Origin of the sequence: Rhizobium sp. PP-F2F-G48, assembly GCF_004342335.1 — a bacterium.
In the GTDB taxonomy this organism is placed as follows: Bacteria; Pseudomonadota; Alphaproteobacteria; order Rhizobiales; family Rhizobiaceae; genus Ferranicluibacter.
The window spans coordinates 153,234-176,275 of sequence record NZ_SLVH01000002.1 but is presented as its reverse complement, the minus strand read 5'-3'; the positions used below and the strand labels follow the sequence as shown (position 1 = coordinate 176,275).

The window sequence follows — 23,042 nt, the reverse complement described above, 5'->3', positions numbered from 1 at the left end:
ACGCCCGTTTTCTGCCCGGCGCCGCGTCGGGCAGAGGCTTTTTCAAGCCGCGCGTGATGAACGCTTTCCACGACCGGAGGGATTTGCTACGGCCGATCCATCGTCGGAAAACGGGAGAAAGCCGAATGACACCTGATGTGCGTCCGCTTGTTGCGGGGAACTGGAAGATGAACGGGCTCCGCGCCTCTCTCGACCAGATCAAGGCGATGGCAGAGGGGGTCAAGGGCCCGCTGTCGGAAAAGGTCGAGGTGCTCATCTGCCCGCCGGCAACGCTTCTCTACGTGGCAACGGCGCTTTGCGACGACAGCCCGCTCGCCATCGGCGCGCAGGATTGCCACGTCGCCGTTTCCGGCGCCCACACGGGCGATATCTCCGCGGAAATGGTCGCCGACTGTTTCGGCACCCATGTCATCGTCGGACACTCCGAGCGCCGGACCGACCACGCCGAGACCGACGCGATCGTGCGGGCAAAGACGGAAGCGGCCCTGGCAGCCGGTCTCACAGCCATCGTCTGCATCGGCGAGACGGGTGACGAGCGCAAGGCCGGACAAACGCTCGACATTTTGAAGCGGCAGCTCGACGGCTCGCTGCCGGACGGCATCACGGCGCAGAACACCGTGATCGCCTACGAACCGGTCTGGGCGATCGGCACCGGCCTGACGCCGACGGCCGGCGACGTCGAGGAGGCGCATGCCTTCATGCGCAAGGAGCTGACGGCCCGTTTCGGCGGCGAGGGTGCGGCCCTGCGAATCCTCTATGGCGGCTCGGTCAAGCCGGCCAATGCGGTCGAGCTGATGGGCATCGCCAACGTCGATGGCGCCCTGATCGGTGGCGCAAGCTTGAAGGCGCAGGACTTCCTCGCCATCTACGGGGCATACGAGCAGCTGCTCGGCTGAATCATCGGGCTTGGAATAGCGGGCTGCTTGGTATATTGAGCCCGCGAAACCGAAATTCGCTGCGAGGACGCGGCCGGGAACACGCGGCCTTTCCGTGCCCGGCTTTTCGTGAAGATTTGCGGCAAAAGAGACGTCAAGTGCGGGTGACGAACGGCGACACGGCCGGGGTCCGGCGCGCTTCAAGCCAGGACTGGACGAAATGCAGGAAGTATTGCTTGTCATCTATCTCATGGTCGTACTGGCGCTGATCGGCGTCGTGCTGATCCAGCGCTCGGAAGGCGGCGGTCTCGGCGTCGGCGGCGGCTCCGGCTTCATGTCCGCACGCGGCACGGCGAACGCGCTGACGCGCACGACGGCGATCCTCGCAACGCTCTTCTTCGTCCTCGCGCTCGCCATGAGCATCTACGCCCGCTACCAGCCGAATGCGACGGACGTCCTCGATCGCATCCCCGGCACGACCAACAATGGGAACGGCGTTCTCGATTCGCTCGGCGGCACGGCGACCACGCCTGCGACCCCCGCACCGGCGAACCCGGCACCGGCACCGGCTGCACAGAGCAACGGCGTTCCGACTGGTGGCGATGCGCCCGCCACCACCGCGCCAACCACCACCGCTCCGGCAACAACGGCTCCGGCCGCGACGACGCCCGCAGCGCCCGCTCCCTCGAACACGATGGCGCCTTCCAACACGATGGCTCCGGCGAATACGATGGCACCAGCCGCCACGACGACCCCGGCCGCGCCGGCGCCGGCGACGGACGCACCTGCTGCCGCACCGGCCACGCCGCCTGCATCGACAGGCACCGGCGCACCGACCGCGCAGTAAGCAGAGCGCATCGCAATCCGACCGGCGGAACCTGTTTTCCGCCGGTTTTCTTTTGTGCGTCATCGACGCCGCCCCCTCGAAATCTGGGGAGTGCGGCATTTTTCGATGGCGGAATCAGTCTCGAAAAGGTATCCGGTCAAGCCCATGGCGCGATATGTATTCATCACCGGCGGCGTGGTTTCGTCCCTTGGAAAAGGGATTGCCGCAGCCGCTCTCGGCGCGTTGCTGCAGGCCCGTGGTTATCGGGTGCGGCTTCGCAAACTCGATCCCTACCTGAACGTCGATCCGGGCACCATGAGCCCGACGCAGCACGGCGAGGTGTTCGTCACCGATGACGGCGCTGAAACCGACCTCGATCTCGGTCATTACGAGCGCTTCACCGGCCGCTCGGCCACCAAGACCGACAACATCACCACGGGTCGCATCTACAAGAACATCATCGACAAGGAACGCCGCGGCGATTACCTCGGTGCGACGGTTCAGGTCATTCCGCACGTCACGAACGAGATCAAGAATTTCGTCACCGAGGGCAACGAGGAATACGACTTCGTCATCTGCGAGATCGGCGGCACGGTGGGCGACATCGAGGCCATGCCGTTCATGGAAGCGATCCGCCAACTGAAGAACGACCTGCCGCGCGGTGCCGCCATCTACGTCCACCTGACGCTGATGCCCTATATCTCGGCTGCGGGCGAGCTGAAGACCAAGCCGACGCAGCATTCCGTCAAGGAACTGCAGGCTCTCGGCATCCACCCCGACATCCTGCTGGTGCGCGCCGACCGCGAAATCCCGGAAGCCGAGCGCCGCAAGCTCTCGCTGTTCTGCAACGTTCGCCCGTCCGCCGTCATCCAGGCGCTCGATGTGGCCAGCATTTACGACGTGCCGATCGCCTATCACAAGGAAGGCCTCGATTCGGAAGTGCTTGCCGCCTTCGGCATCGAACCTGCGCCGAAGCCGCGTCTCGACAGCTGGGAAAACGTCTACGACCGGATCCGCACGCCGGAAGGCGAGGTCACGATCGCCATCGTCGGCAAATATACCGGCCTCAAGGACGCCTATAAATCGCTGATCGAGGCCCTGTATCACGGCGGGATCGCCAATCGGGTGAAGGTCAAGCTCGAATGGATCGAGTCGGAGGTCTTCGAAAAGGAAGACCCGGCGCCCTACCTCGAGAAGGTCAACGGCATTCTCGTGCCCGGCGGCTTCGGTGAGCGGGGGTCCGAAGGCAAGATCCTGGCCGCCCGTTTCGCGCGCGAACGCAAGGTGCCCTATTTCGGCATCTGTTTCGGCATGCAGATGGCTGTGGTCGAAGCGGCGCGAAACCTGGCCGGCATCGAAAAGGCATCCTCGACCGAATTCGGCCCGACGGCCGAGCCGGTCGTCGGTCTGATGACCGAGTGGATCAAGGGCAACGAACTTCAGAAGCGCACGGCTTCCGGCGACCTCGGCGGCACCATGCGCCTCGGCGCCTACAAGGCCTCGCTGAAGAAGGGCACGAAGATCGCCGACATCTACGGCTCCGGCGATATCTCCGAGCGCCATCGTCACCGCTACGAGGTCAATATCGACTACAAGGATCGCCTCGAAAACTGCGGCCTCGTCTTCTCGGGCATGTCGCCGGACGGTGTCCTTCCGGAAACGATCGAGTATCCGGATCATCCGTGGTTCATCGGCGTCCAGTATCACCCGGAGCTGAAGTCCCGGCCACTCGACCCCCATCCGCTCTTCGCCAGCTTCATCGAGGCCGCGGTCGAGCAGACGCGGCTCGTCTGAGCCGCGCCGTGCCGAGCGGGGAGGTCGCCGACGCCGTCATCACCATCCGGGCCGCAGGGGCCGGAGACGAAGCGGGCATCGTCGAACTGATCGTGCCCATCCAGTCGGGCGAGTTCGGCTTTTCGATCACGGCGGCCGACCAGCCCGACCTCGGCGATATCGACGGCTTCTATCGTCAGGGGGCCGGCGAATTCTGGGTAGCGGACGATGGCGGCCGGATCGTCGGCACGATCGCGCTGAAAGATCTTGGCGACGGGCAGGGCGCTCTGCGCAAGATGTTCGTCGCCGCCAGCCATCGCGGCGCGACGCATGGCATCGCGCAGCGGCTCCTCGATACGCTGTTGTCGCATGCGACGGCAAAGGGCTTCTCCGCCGTTCTGCTCGGAACGACCGATCGGTTTCTCGCCGCGCATCGCTTCTACGAAAAGAACGGCTTCGAGCTGATCGATGCCGGCGACCTGTCGGCCGCCTTCCCCCGAATGGCGCTCGACACGCGGTTCTATCGGCGCACGGTCTGACCTCTCGATAGCCCGATCGATTGATCAAAACCTTCTTTTAACATTTACCTGCCATTCATTTCTTTCGAACCTGGATCGAGAGCGATGCGTGTATTGATGATCGTCGCCCTGATGGCGCTTGCCGGCTGTGCAACGGCGCCGAAGAACACCCGGAATGCCTGCGCGATCTTCGAGCAGCGCGATGGGTGGTTCAACAATTGGCAACGCGCCGCACGGCACGCCGAGAACCAGTATGGCGTGCCAGTTCCCATTCTGATGGCAACGATTTACACGGAATCCAACTTTCAGCCCTATGCCAAACCCCCGCGCACGAAGCTCCTCGGCTTCATTCCGTGGAAGCGGGTGTCCAGCGCGTACGGCTATTCGCAGGCGCTCGACGGAACGTGGAACGAATACCGCGCCTCGACGGGACGCTGGATGGCCAAGCGAACGAATTTCGCCGACGCGATCCATTTCGTGGGCTGGTACCACGCCCGCAACCACCGCAAGAACGGCATCGCGCTCAACGACGCCTATAACCTCTATCTCGCCTACTACTCCGGCGATGCCGGCTACGCCCGCGGCTCCTGGCGCGGCAATGCGGGCCTGCAGGCGACCGCCCGTCGCTCGGCCGCTCTCGCATCGTCCTATGCCGGTCAACTCAGGAACTGCGACTGAACCAAGCCCGCAGGGTTCGATCGTCCAAACCAACTCCAGCCTTGAATTGTCCGCCCGAAGATGCCAAGCACCCGGGAACGCTTGCTCCGTGCCGGCGTGACGAGGAGAAGCGGACGATGAGAGACGACCGACCGGCGATCGCAGGCCATGTCCGCCGCCATCTCGATCATCTCGTTCTGCCGGTCATCGATCTGACGACGGCCCGCACGCGCCTCTCAAGCCTCGGCTTCACCGTCGCCGGGGATGCGCCGCACCCCTTCGGCACCGAGAATGCCTGTGTCTTCCTCGCCGACAAGACCTATCTCGAACCGCTGGCCGTCGCCCAGCGCGAAGATTGCGAAGCGGCTGCTCTGCAAGGGAACGCTTTCGTAGCGCGCGACCAGGCCTATCGCTTTCGCCGGGGACAGGATGGCTTCTCCGCGCTTGTCTTCTCCACCGATGATGCTGTTGCCGACCATGCGCGGTTTCAGACCAATGGTCTTTCCGGCGGTGATATCCTTGAGTTCTCGCGGCCGATGAAGCGGCCGGATGGCGGGGAAGCGATCGGGCAATTCCGGCTGGCTTTCGCCAGCGACCTGCGTGCCCCGGACCTGTTCTGCTTCACCTGCCAGCGTGTCCAGCCGCTGCCTGCAGACCGCTCTGCTCTTGAAACCCATGGGAACGGCGTGACGGGCATCAGGAAGGTCATCCTGTCCGAGCCCAATCCGACCGACTTCCAGTATTTTCTGCAGCAGGTGGTGGACGAGCGCGAAACGGAGGCGCATTCCTTCGGTATGGACATCCAAGCCGAAAACGCCCAGATCTCCGTTCTGAACGACGCGGGAATGCGGGCTTTCCTCGGTGTCGAGAAAGCGTCTGTGGAGCGGGGTCTTCGCGCCCGCGCGCTCGTCTTTACCGTTGCCGATATCGCCGCGACGCAAGCCATTCTCGCCGCAAACCACATCGACCACGTCAAGCGTGGCGACAGCCTGCTCGTGCCTCCGGCGCCCGGACAGGGCGCTATCTTCGTATTTGGAGAATGACCATGAAAACCAATGCATCCGTCGTCGTCGGCGAAGGCGCCCGCGCCGTGACCTTCTCGCAAGGGTCGAAACTGACTCTGATTGCCGGCCCCTGCCAGATGGAGAGCCGCGACCACGCCTTCATGATCGCCGGCCGCATGGTCGAACTCTGCGACAAGCTCGGCCTCGGCCTCGTCTACAAGTCGTCCTTCGACAAGGCCAACCGCACGTCGCTGTCCGGCAAGCGCGGCATCGGTCTTGAAAAGGCGATGGAGGTCTTTGCCGACCTCAAGACGGAATACGGTTTCCCGGTTCTGACCGATATCCATACCGAGGAGCACTGCGCGCTGGTCGCGCCGACCATCGACATTCTGCAGATCCCGGCTTTCCTCTGCCGACAGACGGACCTGCTGGTCGCCGCCGCAAAGACCGGCCGGACCATCAACGTCAAGAAGGGCCAGTTCCTCGCGCCCTGGGACATGAAGAACGTGCTCGCCAAGTTCACCGATAGCGGCAACCCGAACGTGCTCCTCTGCGAGCGCGGCGCCTCCTTCGGCTACAACACGCTGGTCTCCGACATGCGCTCGCTGCCGATCATGGCGGGCCTCGGCGCGCCCGTGGTGTTCGATGCCACCCATTCGGTCCAGCAGCCGGGCGGGCAGGGCACATCCTCCGGCGGTCAGCGCGAATTCGTCGAGACGCTGGCGCGCGCCGCCGTCGCGGTCGGTGTTGCCGGCGTCTTCATCGAGACCCATGAGGATCCGGACAACGCCCCATCGGACGGTCCGAACACGGTCAGCCTCGACGACATGCCGCGTCTGCTCGAAACGCTGCTTGCCTTCGATTCCATCGCCAAGCGCTGAGGCGCTGCCATTGTAATTTCATGGCCGTCGATTAAGACAGGCCATCCGCCCCCCACCCAAAGACAGGGAAGAGACCATGACAACCATCATCGACATCATCGGCCGCGAAATTCTGGACAGCCGTGGCAATCCGACGGTCGAAGTCGACGTGCATCTCGAAGACGGCAGCTTCGGCCGTGCCGCCGTACCCTCCGGCGCATCGACGGGTGCCCATGAGGCGGTCGAACTGCGCGACGGTGGCTCGCGCTATCTCGGAAAGGGCGTCGAACGCGCCGTTGAGTTCGTCAACGGCGAAATCTACGAAGCCATCGGCGGCCTCGATGCCGAGAACCAGATCCAGATCGACCAGGTCATGATCGAGCTCGACGGCACCGAGAACAAGTCGCGCCTCGGCGCCAATGCCATTCTCGGTGTCTCTCTGGCCGTTGCCAAGGCCGCTGCCGAATCGGCCGGCCTGCCGCTCTACCGCTACATCGGCGGCCCGAACGCCCATTATCTGCCGGTCCCCATGATGAACATCATCAATGGCGGTGCCCATGCCGACAACCCGATCGACTTCCAGGAATTCATGATCGTTCCCGTTGGCGCCGACTCCATCCGCGACGCCGTTCGCATGGGCTCGGAAGTGTTCCATACGCTGAAGAAGCAGCTGTCGGCCGATGGCCACAACACCAATGTTGGCGATGAAGGCGGCTTCGCGCCGGGTCTCGCATCGGCTCCGGCCGCGCTCGACTTCATCATGAGCTCGATCGAAAAAGCCGGCTACAAGCCGGGCGAGGACATGTTCATCGCGCTCGACTGCGCCTCGACCGAGTTCTTCAAGGACGGCAAGTACCACCTGGAAGGCGAAGGCCGCGTGCTGGAGCCGGAAGCCATGGCGGATTACCTCGCGGAACTCGCCGCCAAGTACCCCATCTTCTCGATCGAGGACGGCATGGGCGAAGACGACTGGAACGGCTGGAAGTACCTGACCGACAAGATCGGCTCCAAGGTCCAGCTCGTCGGCGACGATCTTTTCGTCACCAACTCCAAGCGCCTGCGCGACGGTATCAAGATGGGTGTCGCCAACTCGATCCTCGTCAAGGTCAACCAGATCGGCTCGCTGTCGGAAACCCTCGACGCGGTGGAAACCGCGCACAAGGCCCGCTACTCCGCCGTGATGTCGCACCGTTCGGGCGAGACCGAAGACAGCACGATCGCCGATCTCGCCGTCGCCACCAACTGCGGCCAGATCAAGACCGGCTCGCTCGCCCGCTCCGACCGGACGGCAAAGTACAACCAGCTGATCCGCATCGAAGAGCAGCTCGGCCCGCAGGCGCAGTACATGGGTCGCTCCATCCTGCGCGGCTGATTTCCCGCCGTCGCCGTCTCGAGCCCGGGCTTCCGCAAGGAGGCCCGGGCTTTTTCGTTTTCGGGTCGCCGCGGCCCAATGTTCGGTATGGTCAACGCTCGATTAACACATGGCTGCTAGCTTGAAGTGCAATAGCGTAGCAGGGCGTCAGCGTATGTGGACCAAGCATCATCGGAAGCGGAAACTCGGGCGGTTTGCCATGCCGCTCATCACGGTCGCCTTCCTGTCCTATTTCTCCTATCATTCCATCCACGGCGATTTCGGGCTCCGGGCGACGGAAGTCTTCGACCGCCAGCGCGTCGAGCGGCAGGCGACGTTGAAGGAGCTGACCGAGAAGCGCCAGTTGCTTGAAAAGGAAGTCGCCCTGCTCAGCGACGGCTCCATGGAGCGCGACATGCTGGACGAAAAGGCCCGGTTCGGGCTCAATATGTCCCGCGCCGACGAGATCGTCATCTTCCACTGAAAGAGCGATTTAACTCGAATTCAGTTAATCACGATTTTCACAGTTCTTTCAGTCTCTTGCGCTGAATATAAGCCATGCAAATATAGCATTGCTGTTGTCACGCACTTTGCTTATGGTAGCCGCAAAACGCCAACCATAGGGAGGATCGCATGGCATCGCGTCAAAACGCGCCCGTATCCAGCCGCGGCAAATCTGCCGTCAAGGATTTCGCCAACGGCACGATCGTAGAATTCGATCGGGAGGAGGATCTCAAGGCGTATCGGGAGATGCTCCTGATCCGCCGTTTCGAAGAAAAGGCCGGCCAGCTCTACGGCATGGGCTTCATCGGCGGCTTCTGTCACCTCTACATCGGCCAGGAAGCTGTCGTCGTCGGCATGCAGCTGGCGTTGAAAGAAGGCGACCAGGTCATCACCGGTTACCGCGACCACGGCCACATGCTCGCAACCGGCATGAGCGCACGCGGCGTCATGGCCGAGCTCACGGGGCGCCAGGGCGGCTACTCCCGCGGCAAGGGCGGCTCCATGCACATGTTCTCCAAGGAAAAGAATTTCTACGGCGGCCATGGCATCGTCGGTGCGCAGGTGTCGCTCGGCACCGGTCTCGCCTTCGCCAACAGCTATCGCGGCAACGACAATGTCTCTCTCGCCTATTTCGGCGACGGCGCGGCCAACCAGGGCCAGGTCTATGAGAGCTTCAACATGGCGGCGCTCTGGAAGCTGCCGTGCATCTACATCATCGAGAACAACCGCTACGCCATGGGCACGTCCGTCGCCCGCGCGTCTGCCGGCGTCGACTTCTCGCAGCGCGGCGCCGCGATCGGCATCCCCGGCTATCAGGTCGATGGCATGGACGTCCGTGCGGTGAAGGCGGCCGGCGACGAAGCGGTTGCCCATTGCCGCGAGGGCAAGGGTCCGGTCATTCTCGAAATGCAGACCTACCGCTATCGCGGCCACTCCATGTCCGACCCGGCGAAGTATCGCTCCAAGGACGAAGTTCAGAAGATGCGGTCCGAGCACGACCCGATCGAGCAGGTCAAGGTTCGCCTGCTGGAGAAGGGCTGGGCCACCGAGGACGAACTGAAGGCGATCGACAAGGACGTCCGCGACATCGTGGCCGACAGCGCCGATTTCGCGCAGAACGATCCGGAGCCGGATGTATCCGAGCTCTACACCGATATTCTTCTGTGATCCGGGACGAGGGATTGATCCATGCCTATTGAAATTCTGATGCCCGCCCTTTCCCCGACCATGGAAGAAGGCACGCTCTCCAAATGGTTGAAGAAAGAAGGCGACACCGTCGCCTCCGGCGATGTGATCGCCGAAATCGAGACCGACAAGGCGACCATGGAAGTGGAAGCCGTCGATGAAGGCACGATCGGCAAGATCCTGATCGAAGCCGGCACCGAGAACGTCAAGGTCAACACGGCCATCGCCATCCTGCTGCAGGACGGCGAGAGCGCCGATGCTGCGGCCAGTGCGAAGCCCGCCGCCCCGAAGGCCGATGCCGACACGCCGGCCGCGACCTCGAACGACGCCGGCGGCAAGGCCCGCGAATCGGGCGACGAGCCGACAGCGAAGGCCGACAGCAAGGTTCCCGCGGCACCGAAGGTCGATGTCGCGTCCGATCCGGATATTCCGGCCGGCACGGAAATGGTGTCCACGACGGTGCGTGAAGCACTGCGCGACGCCATGGCCGAGGAAATGCGCCGCGATGGCGATGTTTTCGTCATGGGCGAAGAGGTTGCCGAATATCAGGGCGCCTACAAGATCACGCAAGGATTGCTGCAGGAATTCGGCGCACGTCGCGTCGTGGATACGCCGATCACCGAGCACGGCTTTGCCGGGGTGGGCGTCGGTGCCGCCATGGCAGGCCTGAAGCCGATCGTCGAGTTCATGACGTTCAACTTCGCCATGCAGGCGATCGACCACATCATCAACTCGGCTGCCAAGACGCTCTACATGTCCGGCGGCCAGATGGGTGCACCGATCGTCTTCCGTGGCCCGAACGGCGCGGCCGCCCGGGTCGGCGCGCAGCACAGCCAGGATTATGCAGCTTGGTACAGCCATATCCCGGGCCTCAAGGTCATCGCGCCGTACTCCGCCGCGGACGCCAAGGGTCTGCTGAAGGCTGCGATCCGCGATCCGAACCCGATCATCTTCCTTGAGAACGAGATCCTCTACGGTCAGTCCTTCGACGTTCCGAAGCTGGACGATTTCGTTCTTCCGATCGGCAAGGCCCGCATCCACAAGACCGGCAAGGACGTGACCATCGTCTCCTTCGGCATCGGCATGACCTATTCGCTGAAGGCGATTGCCGAGCTCGAGAAGGACGGCATCGATGTCGAACTGATCGACCTGCGCACGATCCGCCCGATGGATCTGCCGACGATCATCGAATCGGTCAAGAAGACCGGCCGTCTGGTCACCGTCGAGGAAGGCTATCCGCAGTCCTCCGTCGGGACCGAGATCGCGACGCGCGTCATGCAGCAGGCCTTCGATTATCTCGATGCGCCCATCCTCACGATTGCCGGCAAGGACGTTCCGATGCCCTATGCGGCAAACCTCGAAAAGCTGGCTCTGCCGAACGTCGGTGAAGTCGTCGAGGCGGTGAAGACCGTCTGCTACAAGTAAGGGAAGCGGGATCATGCCGATCAACATCACCATGCCCGCGCTTTCTCCGACCATGGAGGAAGGCAACCTTGCCAAATGGCTCGTCAAGGAAGGCGACACCGTCAAGTCCGGCGATGTCATCGCCGAGATCGAGACCGACAAGGCGACGATGGAAGTCGAAGCCGTCGATGAAGGCGTCGTCGCCAAGCTCGTCGTTCCCGCCGGCACCGAAGGCGTCAAGGTCAATGCCCTGATCGCGATCCTCGCCGCCGACGGCGAGGATGTCGGCGCGGCGGCCTCCGGCGGCGGTGCGTCCGCACCGAAGGCCGAGGCTCAGCCTGCCAAGGCCGAATCCGGAGCGTCGACGTCGGAAGCACCGGCTGCGGCAAAGGCTCCGACCGCGCCCCAGGGCCAGGCGCCGGCTGCTGCAAAGACCGATGGCGACAAGCGGGTCTTCTCCTCGCCGCTCGCCCGCCGTCTCGCCAAGGAAGCCGGTCTCGACCTCTCTGCCGTGACCGGCACGGGCCCGAAGGGTCGCGTGATCAAGAGCGACGTCGAAAAAGCCGTTGCCGGCGGGACCGGCAAGGCTGCAACGGCCCCATCGGCCGCACCGACGACGGCAGCGGCTCCCGCAGCCTCTGCACCCAAGGGCATGTCCGACGAGCAGGTTCTCAAGAACTTTGCCGACGGCTCCTACGATCTCGTGCCGCATGACGGCATGCGCAAGACGATCGCCAAGCGTCTCCAGGAGTCCAAGCAGACCATCCCGCATTTCTACGTCTCCGTGGATTGCGAGCTGGATGCGCTCCTGGCGCTGCGCGCACAGCTGAATGCCGCCGCTCCCGAGAAGGACGGCAAGCCGGTCTACAAGCTGTCGGTCAACGATATGGTCATCAAGGCACTGGCGCTCGCGCTTCGGGATGTCCCGGATGCGAACGTGTCCTGGACCGAGACCAATATGGTCAAGCACAAGCACGCCGATGTCGGCGTGGCCGTGTCGATCCCGGGCGGTCTCATCACCCCGATCGTTCGTTCCGCCGAGCTGAAGAGCCTGTCGGCCATCTCCAACGAGATGAAGGACCTCGGTGCCCGCGCCAAGGGCCGCAAGCTGAAGCCGGACGAATATCAGGGCGGGACGACTGCGGTTTCCAACATGGGCATGATGGGCGTCAAGAACTTCGCCGCCGTCGTCAACCCGCCGCATGCCACGATCCTCGCGATCGGTGCAGGCGAGGAGCGCGTCGTCGTGAAGAAGGGCGAGATGAAGATCGCCAACGTCATGACGGTGACCCTGTCCACCGACCATCGCGCGGTAGACGGAGCTTTGGGTGCCGAACTGCTGGGCGCGTTCAAGCGCTACATCGAAAACCCGATGGGCATGCTGGTGTAACCCACGCGTCTGGTCCTCCCTTCTGAGGGAGGACCTCTCATCTGTTTTGTCGTGCATGCGCGTGACATTTGGCGATGGCCTCGCCATATCAGAGCATGCTGGTACAATGGATGGGTGTGAAGGAGATCCTCGATGGCGGATGAACCGGAAAGCATGATCCTGCCTTTGTTGCGCGAGATCCGTGCAGAAATTCAGAAGCAATTCACGGAAATGCGGGAAGAATTCACCGAGGTGCGGCAGCGTCTGGACAAGCTGGAAAGCGGCCAGAAGACCATTCGGCAGGCTTTGACCGCGGATACGATGATGTCGAAATTCGTGACCGGGGATTTCGAGGAACGGATTTTCGAACTGGAACGCAAGGTCGAGAAACTGACGAACGGCCGATAGCGACCGGCGGCGGGCATGCCTGCCCTCCGGTTCAATAGGCCATGTGGCGGCGCAGGAATGACGGACGATGAGTAACACCAGAACAGTCCTCTGCTATGGCGACAGCCTCACCTGGGGTTACGATGCGGCCGCACCCGGGCGGCATGCGCTGGCGGATCGCTGGCCGACGGTGCTTGGCAACGCGCTGGGTGAGGGCGTCCATGTCATCGCCGAAGGGCTGAATGGTCGCACGACCGCCTACGACGATCATCTGGCGGATGCGGACCGCAACGGCGCCCGCATCCTGCCGACCGTGCTGCACAGCCATGATCCGATCGATCTCGTGATCCTGCTGCTCGGCACCAATGACATGAAGCCCGTGGTGCACGGGACGGCGTTTGGCGCCGTTCAGGGCATCGAGCGGCTGGTCGAGCTTGTCCGGCATCATGCCTGGTCCTTCGAGGCCGACGCGCCGGACGTTCTGATCGTTGCGCCGCCGGCAGCCTGCGAAACGGCGAATGCTGCATTTGCCGCGATGTTTGCCGGCGCGCGCGAGCAATCGGCGATGCTGGCCTCGCTCTATGCGGATCTCGCCGACGAAACGGGCTGCGGATTTTTCGACGCGGGATCGGTGGCCAAGACGACGCCGATCGACGGCATCCATCTCGATGCGGAGAATACAAGAGCCATCGGACGCGGCCTCGAGCCGATCGTCCGTGTGATGCTCGGCCTCTAACACGAACGGCAGCGCCCGGAGCGCGCCTCGAACACAGGAAACGCAAGGCATGGCTCAGAATTACGACGTGATCATCATCGGCTCCGGCCCCGGCGGCTACATTGCGGCGATCCGTGCCGCGCAGCTGGGCATGAAGGTGGCCGTCGTCGAGCGCGAGCATCTGGCCGGCATCTGCTCCAACTGGGGCTGTATTCCGACCAAGGCGCTCCTGCGCTCCGCCGACGTGCTCCACAGCGCCCAGCATGCGAAGAATTACGGGCTGAAGCTCGAAGGCACGATCTCCCCGGATCTGCAGGCGATCGTCGCCCGGTCGCGCGGCATCGCCGAGCGCATGAACGGCGGCGTCGGCTTCCTGTTCAAGAAGAACAAGGTTGATATCATCTGGGGCGAAGCGAAGCTGACGAAGGCCGGCGAAGTCGTCGTCGGCCCGATCACCAAGCCGATCGTCCAGCCGCAGGGCCCGATCCCGAAGAACACGCTGGGTGAGGGCACCTACACCGCCAAGCACATCATCATCGCCACCGGCGCGCGTCCCCGTGCGTTGCCTGGCATCGAGCCTGATGGCAAGCTGATCTGGACCTATTTCGAGGCGATGAAGCCCGAGAAGATGCCGAAGTCGCTGCTGGTCATGGGCTCCGGCGCGATCGGTATCGAGTTCGCCTCGTTCTACCGGACCATGGGCGTCGATGTGACGGTCGTGGAAGTTCTCGGCCAGGTCATGCCGGTCGAAGATGCCGAAATCTCGACCTTCGCCAAGAAGCAGTTCGACAAGCAGGGCATGAAGATCCTTCTGGAAGCCAAGGTCTCCAAGGTCGAGAAGGGTGCGGACAGCATCACCGCGCATGTCGAGAAGAAGGACGGCACGATCGAGAAGATCACGGCCGACCGCATGATCTCGGCCGTCGGCGTCGTCGGCAACATCGAGAATCTCGGTCTCGAAGCGCTGGGCGTGAAGACCGATCGCGGCTGCATCGTCATCGATGGCTACGGCAAGACCAATGTGCCCGGCCTCTATGCGATCGGCGACGTCGCCGGCCCGCCGATGCTGGCGCACAAGGCCGAGCATGAAGCCGTCATCTGCATTGAGAAGCTTGCAGGCCTGCCGAATGTCCATCCGATGGACAAGCTGAAGATCCCGGGCTGCACCTATTGCAACCCGCAGGTCGCTTCCGTCGGGCTGACCGAAGCCAAGGCCAAGGCGGAAGGCCGCGAGATCCGCGTCGGCCGCTTCCCCTTCGTGGCCAACGGCAAGGCGATCGCACTCGGCGAAGACCAGGGCATGGTAAAGACCATCTTCGACAAGAAGACCGGAGAGCTGATCGGCGCGCATCTCGTCGGCGCCGAGGTGACCGAGCTGATCCAGGGCTTCGTTGTCGCGATGAACCTCGAGACGACCGAGGAAGACTTGATGCATACCATCTTCCCGCATCCGACGATTTCGGAGACGATGAAGGAAAGCGTGCTGGACGCTTACGGCCGGGCTCTGAACGCCTGATCGTGACTTGACCTCGGATGCGCGCGGTCGCATCTGAGGGGCAGCGCATGCACGGTCTGCCGAATGCGGGCCGACACGATGAGGAGCGGGCGGTCTCGCCGGCTCTCAGGTCCTTGCAGGGCGGGCGATAAGCGCGCGGCTGCAAGGCGAGCACCAGAAGCTGATGGCTTGTCCCGCAGAAGGGCTGTCGGAAGCGGAAAGAAAGATCGGACCTATGGTCACCATTCTCGACCGGACACAGAACACGACCGACGCGCCGCGCGTGCGCCACCCGGAAAAGGCCCACAAGCCGGACACCGAGATGCTGCGCAAGCCGGAATGGATCCGTGTGAAAGCGCCGACATCGAAGGGCTATCACGAGACACGCGATCTCGTGCGCTCGCACAAGCTGGTGACGGTCTGCGAAGAGGCGGGTTGCCCGAACATCGGCGAGTGCTGGGAAAAGAAGCACGCGACCTTCATGATCATGGGCGAGATCTGCACCCGCGCCTGCGCCTTCTGCAATGTGGCCACGGGCAAGCCGAATGCGCTCGACATGGCCGAGCCGGAGAATGTCGCCAAGGCCGTCAAGCAGATGGGCCTGTCGCATGTGGTGATCACCTCGGTCGATCGCGACGATCTCGCCGATGGTGGGGCCGAACACTTCGAAAAGGTCATCTGGGCCATTCGCGCCGCTTCGCCGGAAACCACCATCGAAATCCTGACGCCGGACTTCCTGAAGAAGCCCGGCGCGCTGGAGCGTGTCGTTGCGGCGAAGCCCGACGTGTTCAATCACAATATGGAAACCGTGCCGGGCAATTATCTGACCGTCCGTCCGGGTGCCCGCTATTTCCACTCCATCCGCCTGCTGCAGCGCGTGAAGGAACTCGATCCCACCATGTTCACCAAGTCCGGCATCATGGTCGGTCTCGGCGAGGAGCGGAACGAAGTCCTCCAGCTGATGGACGACCTGCGAACCGCCGATGTCGACTTCCTGACCATCGGCCAGTACTTGCAGCCGACCCGCAAGCACCACAAGGTCGAGGCCTTCGTCACGCCGGAAGAGTTCAAGTCCTACGAGACCGTCGCCTACACCAAGGGCTTCCTGATGGTGGCGTCGAGCCCTCTCACCCGCTCGTCGCATCATGCCGGCGACGACTTTGCGCGCCTGCGGGCGGCACGGGAAAAGAAGGTTTTGCTCGCCGCCGAGTAAGGTCTGGGTCCGACCCCACACGTAACCCGGTCGGCGCTGGCGCGGTTAGGGTGGCTCGGCCGGGCCCTTGTGTCCGCGGCCGCATCAATCCCGGCAACTGGAGTTTGGCCGGCCGGCTGGTTAGACGGAAGTCTCAGGGGGCCGGCTATCCTCAGTGTCGTCATAATGCGGAAAGCGGCCGTTCCTTAAAGCTCATCAAACCACTTGGAGGCGAAGATGCCGCATGACCTCCAGACCGTCGCGGACGCTGCCGCGGTAATATCCCGCGCAAACCGCATCTGCGTCATCGGCTGCTCCGGCGGCGGCAAGACGACGCTTGCGCGAGCGCTCGGTGAGAGACTGGCTCTGCCGCATCTGTCGATGGACAAGGAATTCTTCTGGCTTCCCGGCTGGAAGAAGCGCGAAAAGGCCGAGGAGCGGGCGCTCATCGCCGAGGCTGTGACAAGGGAGCGCTGGATCATGGATGGAACGGGGTCGTCGAGCTTCCATCTGCGCATGCCGCGGACCGATGTCGTCCTCTGGCTGCGCCTGCCGCGCTGGCTCTGCCTGATCAGTATGTTTCGCCGGGTTGCCACGAGCTATGGCCGTGTTCGCCGTGATATGGCGCCGGGATGCCCGGAACAGTTTCCCGACCGCGAATTCCTGGCCTATATCTGGAACTTCGAGCGCCAGGTGGCGCCGCTCATCGAGCGGGAGATGGCGCGGCATGGGGCGAACGTGCCGATTTTCACGCTGAAAACGCGCGGGGAGGTTGCCCGCCTCCTTGATCTTGTGTCCGCCGCCAACTAACTGCGTCTTATGCCGCAGTTCGAAACCAGACGCTTGGTGAAGCACTCCCCCGATCAGATGTTCGACCTTGTTGCCGACGTCGAGTCCTATCCGCAATTCCTGCCGTTGTGCGAGGCCCTCACAGTCAGAACCCGCAAGGAGCGCGACGGCAAGGAGTTGCTGCTCGCCGACATGACGGTTGGCTACAAGGCGATCCGCGAGACCTTTACGACGCAGGTGCTTTTGAACCGGGCGGAGCATCGCATCGAAGTCAAATATATCGACGGGCCGTTCCGCTATCTCGACAACCGCTGGACATTCGAGGCGACGCCCGACGGCGGCTGCTCCGTGCATTTCTTCATCGATTACGAGTTCAAGAACCGCATTCTCGGCGCGCTGATGGGATCGATGTTCGATCGTGCATTCCGGCTCTTTGCGGAAGCGTTCGAGAAACGGGCCGACTTGGTCTATACCGGCGCAAACGCCTGATCGACGCAATCCCGAAGCAGAGCGAGTGCGGTCCGGATCGTGGATAGCCGCACCTGATCCCGGCCGATATCGCCGTAACGCATCTCGCGATGCAGGATCGTTCCCTTGCGCGTGGCGGCAGCGATATGCACCAGACCGACCGGCTTTTCCTCCGATCCGCCACCCGGTCCCGCGACACCCGTCACGGCGACCGCAACGTTCGCTTTCGAGTTTCCCAGCGCGCCGCGCGCCATCTCCAGCGCCGTCTCGCGCGAGACCGCGCCGAAGTGCTGGAGCGTGGCAGCGTCGACGCCCAGCATGTCCATCTTCGCCGCGTTCGAATAGGTGACGAAGCCGCGATCGACCCCGCGGGAAGAGCCGGGTATCTCGGTCAGGGCGCCCGCGATCATTCCGCCTGTGCAGGATTCGGCCGTGGCGATCATCCAGCCTTTTTCAGCGAAGCGCTCGAGGACCTGTTCGGCAGATTGCCGGATATCGTCGGGCCAGATGGTCATCGAAAACCGTCGGGGAAGCTGACCGTCGCCGTGGCGATCGCCGCGATGCCTTCGCGGCGGCCGACAAATCCGATCTTCTCGTTCGTCGTTGCCTTGACCGAGCAGCGGTCGAGCGAAATGCCCAGCATCTGCGACAGGGCCTGCCGCATGGCGTCCCGATGCGGACCGATCTTCGGCGCCTCTGCGATCAGGGAGATATCCGCGTTCATGACGACGCCGCCATGCCGCCGGACGATCTCGGCCGCGTGTTCCAGGAAGATCCGCGACGCGGCACCCTTCCACCTGTCGTCGGAGGGCGGAAAGTGATCGCCGATATCGCCTGCGCCGCAGGTCGCGAGCAGCGCATCCGTCAGCGCGTGGAGGGCGACATCGGCATCGGAATGCCCGAGCAGCGACTGGTCGTGGTGCATGAAGATGCCGCAGAGCGTAACGCCATCACCGGGAACGAGCTGGTGTACATCGTAGCCGTTGCCGGTGCGAACATCGATCCTGCGTCCGCTCAGTTTCTCGTCCGCCATCAGTAGATCCTGTCGGGTGGTGAGCTTCACATTGTCCGCCGAGCCCTCGACAAGGGCAACCGGGATTCCCGCCCATTCGGCGATCGAGGCGTCGTCGGTAAAGTCCGACCGCCCGGAACTCGCGGCGGCCTCATGGGCATCCAGGATCTTGGACAGGACAAAGCACTGCGGTGTCTGCGCTGCAAACAGCCTGTCGCGTGACACGGTTTCCTGCACATCGCCGATGGCAGAGGCGCGTTTCAGCGTATCCGTTACGGGGATCGTCGGAAGGACGGCTTCAAAGCCGGCGGAAAGCTTGTCGAGGCATCGGTCGAGAAGATCGGGCGTGATGAAAGGCCGAACCGCATCCTGGATCATCGCACAGTCGACGCCGTGCTCGGATAGGGCCTTGAGACCGGCAAGCACGGATGCCTGACGCGTTGCGCCGCCATGGACGATGGTGACGACAGGGCGCGGCCTGCAGGTGGCGAGCGCGGTTTCGAGCAGAGCTTCGTCGTCCGGATGGATCACGATGACGATCGGGCCGGCCTTGCCCCATGTCGCAAAGGCATCGAGGGTCCAGGCGATGACGGGCCGTCCGCCGATCCGGCGATACTGCTTCGGTCCCTCGGTCGAGGCGCCGGCCCGTTCGCCGCGGCCGGCGGCAACGATGACGACGCCGCATGAAAGTTCGCGTTCTCTCTGCATCTGCTGTAAGACGCCTCCCTGCCGGACCCGGAACTGGTGTGCGCGCTGCCGTGGATCGGCGCGCTGCCGATGACAGCGCGTTTAGCCCGCGCGGACGGGCTTTGCCAGACGAACTGGACGGCGAATGAGGAAATTTGCGGATGTCGCGCGAAAGCGCTTGGCAACGACGATATCTATGTCTAAAAATAGTGCAGAAAAATCATGTGCCTGAAAGATAATCAATTGCAGCAGCCGACATTGTCATCGCCCTTCGCGATCGAAGGGATGTCGTTTCGAAACCGCGTGGTGCTTGCGCCCATGTCCGGCGTGACCGATCTGCCGTTCCGTCAACTGGCGTGGCGCTATGGCGCCGGCCTTGTCGTGACCGAAATGGTAGCAAGTCGCGAGCTTGCTTGCAATGCAGGGGAGAGCTGGGCGCGGCTCAAAAATGCAGGCATCACGCCGCATATGGTCCAGCTGGCCGGGCGTGAAGCGCACTGGATGGCGGAGGCGGCCAAGATCGCTGCCGGAAACGGCGCCGACGTGATCGACATCAATATGGGCTGTCCGGCAAAGAAGGTCACCGGTGGCTATTCCGGATCGGCCTTGATGCGGGATCCGGATCACGCGCTGTCCCTGATCGAGGCGACGGTTCGCGCCGTCGATGTCCCGGTCACGTTGAAGATGCGGCTCGGCTGGGACGAGACGACGCTGAACGCACCCGATATCGCCCGTCGCGCCGAGGCAGCCGGGATTCGGATGGTGACGATCCATGGCCGCACGCGCATGCAGTTTTACAAGGGGCACGCAGACTGGGACGCGATCCGCGCGGTGCGCGACGCGATCTCGCTGCCGCTCGTTGCCAATGGCGACGTGACGACGCTGGACGATGCGACCGAAATTCTCAGGCGCTCTGGCGCCGATGCGGTGATGACCGGGCGCGCATGCCAGGGACGCCCATGGCATGCGGGCGTTCTCGCCGGTGCCTGTGCGGAACCGGACGGGCAGGCGCGTCTCGATGTGATCGCAGAGCATTATGCGATGATGCTCGCCTTCTATGGAATCGAGACGGGGCTTCGCCATGCGCGAAAACATCTCGGCTGGTACATCAATCGGTTCGCCGCCAATGCGCCCGGGCATCGCAAGGCATTGGTGCTGACGGCGACGGATCACAAGGCGGCGCTCTCCAGTCTCCTCGAGCTTCTTCGGGATGGCGAGACGGCGGTTGAAAGGACGATGGCGGCATGAGCGGCAAGATGAGCGACGACACCAAGGCCGCGTTGCCGATGGCGGTGCTGAACGCGATCCAAAATCCGGTGGTCCTCGTCAACGAGTCAGGGCTCGTGACCTTCGCCAACTGGGAGGCGGAAGCCTTCTTCGGCGCGAGCGCCAACCATCTCGCGCGTCACGACATCAGCACCTTCATTCCCTTCGGCAGTCCGCTCCTGACCCTGATCGAGCAGGTGCGCGAGCGCAGGGCGGCGGTCAACGAGTACCGGGTGGATCTGTCGTCGCCACGCCTCGGTGCCGACAAGCTGGTCGATCTCTACGTCGCGCCGGTCCTGTCCGAGCCGGGCAGTGTCGTCATTGTCTTTCAGGAACGCTCGATGGCCGACAAGATCGATCGGCAGCTGACGCATCGTGCGGCGGCCCGGTCGGTCACCGGTCTTGCCTCCATGCTGGCGCACGAGATCAAGAACCCGCTCTCCGGCATTCGCGGCGCGGCGCAGTTGCTGGAAAGCTCCGTCAACGACGAGGACCGGGCGCTGACGCGGCTGATCTGCGACGAAACCGACCGCATCGTGTCGCTGGTCGATCGTATGGAGGTGTTCTCCGACGAACGGCCCGTGGACCGCCATCCGGTAAACATCCACTCCATTCTCGATCACGTGAAGGCGGTGGCGAGGGCGGGCTTTGCCCGTCGCATCCGCATCACCGAAAACTACGATCCCTCGCTGCCGCCGGTCTATGCCAATCGCGACCAGCTCGTGCAGGTGTTCCTCAATCTTGTGAAGAATGCCGCCGAAGCGATCGGCGACAAGCCGGATGGCGAGATCATGCTGACGACGGCCTACCGCCCCGGCATCCGTCTCTCGGTCGCGGGCACGCGGGAGAAGATATCACTGCCGCTCGAATTCTGCGTGCATGACAACGGCCCGGGCGTGCCGTCCGACCTCGTGCCGCATCTGTTCGATCCCTTCATCACCACCAAGACCAACGGCTCCGGCCTTGGCCTCGCGCTGGTGGCAAAGATCATCGGCGGGCACGGCGGCATCGTCGAATGCGACAGCCAGACCAGCCGCACCATATTCCGCGTCCTCATGCCTGCGTCGAAGGGACCGACCGCCGAGGACCCCGAACCCATTGCTGTAAAAGGGAAGACCCGATGACTGGCGCCACGATTCTCGTTGCCGACGACGACGCAGCCATCCGCACCGTGCTCAACCAGGCGCTGAGCCGCGCCGGCTACGATGTCCGCATCACCTCGAACGCCGCGACCCTCTGGCGCTGGATCTCGGCAGGAGATGGCGATCTCGTGCTGACGGACGTCGTCATGCCCGACGAAAATGCCTTCGACCTGCTGCCACGCATCAAGAAGGCGCGCCCCGAGCTGCCCGTGCTCGTCATGAGCGCGCAGAACACGTTCATGACCGCCATCAAGGCGTCGGAAAAGGGCGCCTACGACTACCTGCCCAAACCCTTCGACCTGACCGAACTGATCGCGATCATCGGCCGGGCGCTGGCGGAGCCCAAGCGCAAGCCGGCGAAAATGGACGACGACACGCAGGACGGCATGCCGCTGGTCGGACGCTCCGCCGCCATGCAGGAAATCTACCGCGTGCTCGCCCGTCTCATGCAGACGGACCTGACCTTGATGATCACCGGCGAGTCCGGCACGGGCAAGGAACTGGTGGCGCGGGCGCTGCATGATTACGGCAAGCGTCGCAACGGCCCCTTCGTCGCCATCAACATGGCCGCCATTCCGCGCGACCTCATCGAATCGGAACTGTTCGGGCATGAAAAGGGCGCCTTCACCGGCGCGCAGAACCGCTCGACCGGCCGCTTCGAACAGGCCGAAGGCGGCACGCTGTTTCTCGACGAAATCGGCGACATGCCGATGGATGCCCAGACGAGGCTGCTTCGCGTCCTGCAGCAGGGCGAGTATACGACGGTCGGCGGACGGACGCCGATCCGCTCCGACGTCCGCATCGTCGCGGCAACCAACAAGGATCTGAAACAGTCGATCAACCAGGGCCTCTTCCGCGAGGATCTCTACTACCGCCTGAACGTCGTTCCGCTGCGCCTGCCGCCGCTGCGCGACCGGGCGGAGGATATTCCGGATCTCGTGCGCCATTTCGTTCAGATGGCCGAGAAGGAAGGCCTTGACGTCAAGCGCTTCGAGCAGGAAGCGCTTGAGCTGATGAAGTCGCATCCCTGGCCGGGCAATGTTCGCGAGCTGGAAAACGTCGTCCGCCGGCTGACGGCGCTCTATCCGCAGGAGGTCATCAGCCGGGAAATCATCGAGAGCGAGCTTCGCTCCGACATTCCCGACAGCCCGATCGAGAAGGCGAGCGCGCGCTCCGGCTCGATGTCCATCTCGCAGGCGGTCGAGGAAAACATGCGCCAGTACTTCGCTGGTTTCGGCGACGGCTTGCCGCCCTCCGGTCTCTACGACCGCGTGCTGGCCGAAATGGAGTATCCGCTGATTCTCGCAGCCCTGACGGCAACCCGCGGCAACCAGATCAAAGCCGCCGATCTTCTCGGCCTGAACCGGAACACGCTGCGCAAAAAGATCCGCGAACTCGGCGTCTCCGTCTATCGCAGCTCGCGGAATGCTTGACACCCTCTAGCGACCGTTGCATTTACGCCACATTGTGTTGCTTGGATGACACATGATGTCGACTTGGGCGAAAGCGATGAGTCGGCAGCATTGTCGTTGGGGCAGGGCCTTGGTCTCTCCGAGACCTTGG

The 23,042-nt window shown here is 63.3% G+C and carries 23 protein-coding genes; 21 read left to right on the top strand and 2 right to left on the bottom strand.

Features of this window, described 5'->3' with window-relative positions; translation table 11 throughout:
- Nucleotides 1–125 precede the first annotated feature (125 nt).
- The 18 genes from tpiA (at nucleotide 126) to C8J36_RS05290 (ending at nucleotide 17,393) form a co-directional block, all read left to right on the top strand.
- Nucleotides 126–896, top strand: a complete 771-nt coding sequence (gene tpiA, locus C8J36_RS05375) for a triose-phosphate isomerase (RefSeq protein ID WP_132533308.1) — start codon at nucleotides 126–128, stop codon at nucleotides 894–896.
- 199 nt (nucleotides 897–1,095) lie between these two features.
- A complete protein-coding gene (secG, locus tag C8J36_RS05370; protein WP_132533306.1) occupies nucleotides 1,096–1,722 on the top strand; it encodes a preprotein translocase subunit SecG in 627 nt (208 codons plus the stop codon).
- Between the two features lie 105 nt (nucleotides 1,723–1,827).
- Nucleotides 1,828–3,495, top strand: a complete 1,668-nt coding sequence (locus C8J36_RS05365; RefSeq protein WP_082477365.1) for a CTP synthase — start codon at nucleotides 1,828–1,830, stop codon at nucleotides 3,493–3,495.
- 38 nt (nucleotides 3,496–3,533) lie between these two features.
- On the top strand, nucleotides 3,534–4,013 hold the full coding sequence (locus tag C8J36_RS05360) for a GNAT family N-acetyltransferase (RefSeq protein WP_132533907.1): 480 nt from the start codon (nucleotides 3,534–3,536) through the stop codon (nucleotides 4,011–4,013).
- A gap of 84 nt (nucleotides 4,014–4,097) precedes the next feature.
- Nucleotides 4,098–4,670: a transglycosylase SLT domain-containing protein gene (locus C8J36_RS05355; protein ID WP_062596524.1), complete on the top strand. Its 573-nt coding sequence runs from the start codon at nucleotides 4,098–4,100 to the stop codon at nucleotides 4,668–4,670.
- A gap of 116 nt (nucleotides 4,671–4,786) precedes the next feature.
- The gene (locus C8J36_RS05350) at nucleotides 4,787–5,692 is read left to right on the top strand and encodes a VOC family protein (protein ID WP_132533305.1); all 906 of its coding nucleotides are present in this window, start codon (nucleotides 4,787–4,789) and stop codon (nucleotides 5,690–5,692) included.
- A 2-nt stretch (nucleotides 5,693–5,694) separates the two neighbouring features.
- On the top strand, nucleotides 5,695–6,534 hold the full coding sequence (gene kdsA / locus C8J36_RS05345; protein WP_132533303.1) for a 3-deoxy-8-phosphooctulonate synthase: 840 nt from the start codon (nucleotides 5,695–5,697) through the stop codon (nucleotides 6,532–6,534).
- A 76-nt stretch (nucleotides 6,535–6,610) separates the two neighbouring features.
- Nucleotides 6,611–7,885: a phosphopyruvate hydratase gene (eno, locus tag C8J36_RS05340; RefSeq protein ID WP_062596521.1), complete on the top strand. Its 1,275-nt coding sequence runs from the start codon at nucleotides 6,611–6,613 to the stop codon at nucleotides 7,883–7,885.
- A 154-nt stretch (nucleotides 7,886–8,039) separates the two neighbouring features.
- A complete protein-coding gene (locus C8J36_RS05335; protein ID WP_132533301.1) occupies nucleotides 8,040–8,348 on the top strand; it encodes a septum formation initiator family protein in 309 nt (102 codons plus the stop codon).
- Nucleotides 8,349–8,497: 149 nt separating this feature from the next.
- Nucleotides 8,498–9,535 (top strand): pyruvate dehydrogenase (acetyl-transferring) E1 component subunit alpha, encoded by a 1,038-nt coding sequence (gene pdhA, locus C8J36_RS05330; protein WP_132533299.1) that lies wholly within the window; start codon nucleotides 8,498–8,500, stop codon nucleotides 9,533–9,535.
- Nucleotides 9,536–9,556: 21 nt separating this feature from the next.
- Nucleotides 9,557–10,978 (top strand): pyruvate dehydrogenase complex E1 component subunit beta, encoded by a 1,422-nt coding sequence (locus tag C8J36_RS05325; protein WP_062596518.1) that lies wholly within the window; start codon nucleotides 9,557–9,559, stop codon nucleotides 10,976–10,978.
- Nucleotides 10,979–10,991: 13 nt separating this feature from the next.
- Nucleotides 10,992–12,347: a pyruvate dehydrogenase complex dihydrolipoamide acetyltransferase gene (locus C8J36_RS05320; protein ID WP_132533297.1), complete on the top strand. Its 1,356-nt coding sequence runs from the start codon at nucleotides 10,992–10,994 to the stop codon at nucleotides 12,345–12,347.
- 132 nt (nucleotides 12,348–12,479) lie between these two features.
- The gene (locus C8J36_RS05315; RefSeq protein WP_132533295.1) at nucleotides 12,480–12,734 is read left to right on the top strand and encodes a hypothetical protein; all 255 of its coding nucleotides are present in this window, start codon (nucleotides 12,480–12,482) and stop codon (nucleotides 12,732–12,734) included.
- Between the two features lie 67 nt (nucleotides 12,735–12,801).
- Complete coding sequence (locus tag C8J36_RS05310; RefSeq protein WP_132533293.1) at nucleotides 12,802–13,449, top strand: SGNH/GDSL hydrolase family protein; 648 nt, start codon at nucleotides 12,802–12,804, stop codon at nucleotides 13,447–13,449.
- 49 nt (nucleotides 13,450–13,498) lie between these two features.
- Nucleotides 13,499–14,944: a dihydrolipoyl dehydrogenase gene (gene lpdA / locus C8J36_RS05305; RefSeq protein WP_132533291.1), complete on the top strand. Its 1,446-nt coding sequence runs from the start codon at nucleotides 13,499–13,501 to the stop codon at nucleotides 14,942–14,944.
- Between the two features lie 214 nt (nucleotides 14,945–15,158).
- The gene (gene lipA, locus C8J36_RS05300) at nucleotides 15,159–16,136 is read left to right on the top strand and encodes a lipoyl synthase (protein WP_062596513.1); all 978 of its coding nucleotides are present in this window, start codon (nucleotides 15,159–15,161) and stop codon (nucleotides 16,134–16,136) included.
- Nucleotides 16,137–16,352: 216 nt separating this feature from the next.
- On the top strand, nucleotides 16,353–16,925 hold the full coding sequence (locus C8J36_RS05295; protein ID WP_132533289.1) for an AAA family ATPase: 573 nt from the start codon (nucleotides 16,353–16,355) through the stop codon (nucleotides 16,923–16,925).
- A 9-nt stretch (nucleotides 16,926–16,934) separates the two neighbouring features.
- Entirely contained in the window at nucleotides 16,935–17,393 is a 459-nt protein-coding gene (locus C8J36_RS05290) for a type II toxin-antitoxin system RatA family toxin (protein ID WP_132533288.1), read from the top strand.
- Here the strand turns inward: C8J36_RS05290 and C8J36_RS05285 are convergent.
- Together C8J36_RS05285 and C8J36_RS05280 are read right to left on the bottom strand one after the other, a co-directional pair.
- On the bottom strand, nucleotides 17,372–17,887 hold the full coding sequence (locus C8J36_RS05285; protein WP_132533286.1) for a CinA family protein: 516 nt from the start codon (nucleotides 17,885–17,887) through the stop codon (nucleotides 17,372–17,374). The genes C8J36_RS05290 and C8J36_RS05285 overlap by 22 nt on opposite strands.
- On the bottom strand, nucleotides 17,884–19,092 hold the full coding sequence (locus tag C8J36_RS05280) for a bifunctional 2-C-methyl-D-erythritol 4-phosphate cytidylyltransferase/2-C-methyl-D-erythritol 2,4-cyclodiphosphate synthase (protein ID WP_132533284.1): 1,209 nt from the start codon (nucleotides 19,090–19,092) through the stop codon (nucleotides 17,884–17,886). Before C8J36_RS05280 ends, C8J36_RS05285 begins: the two co-directional genes overlap by 4 nt.
- Nucleotides 19,093–19,293: 201 nt before the next feature.
- On the opposite strand from C8J36_RS05280, the gene dusB reads away from it, so the two are divergent.
- The 3 genes from dusB to ntrC are packed head-to-tail and all read left to right on the top strand — an operon-like array spanning nucleotide 19,294 to nucleotide 22,912.
- Complete coding sequence (gene dusB, locus C8J36_RS05275; protein ID WP_132533282.1) at nucleotides 19,294–20,319, top strand: tRNA dihydrouridine synthase DusB; 1,026 nt, start codon at nucleotides 19,294–19,296, stop codon at nucleotides 20,317–20,319.
- Nucleotides 20,316–21,461, top strand: coding sequence for a nitrogen regulation protein NR(II) (locus tag C8J36_RS05270; protein ID WP_132533280.1), 1,146 nt, complete (start codon nucleotides 20,316–20,318; stop codon nucleotides 21,459–21,461). Before dusB ends, C8J36_RS05270 begins: the two co-directional genes overlap by 4 nt.
- Nucleotides 21,458–22,912, top strand: coding sequence for a nitrogen regulation protein NR(I) (gene ntrC / locus C8J36_RS05265; RefSeq protein WP_062468130.1), 1,455 nt, complete (start codon nucleotides 21,458–21,460; stop codon nucleotides 22,910–22,912). The genes C8J36_RS05270 and ntrC overlap by 4 nt, the downstream gene beginning before the upstream one ends.
- Nucleotides 22,913–23,042: the final 130 nt, after the last annotated feature.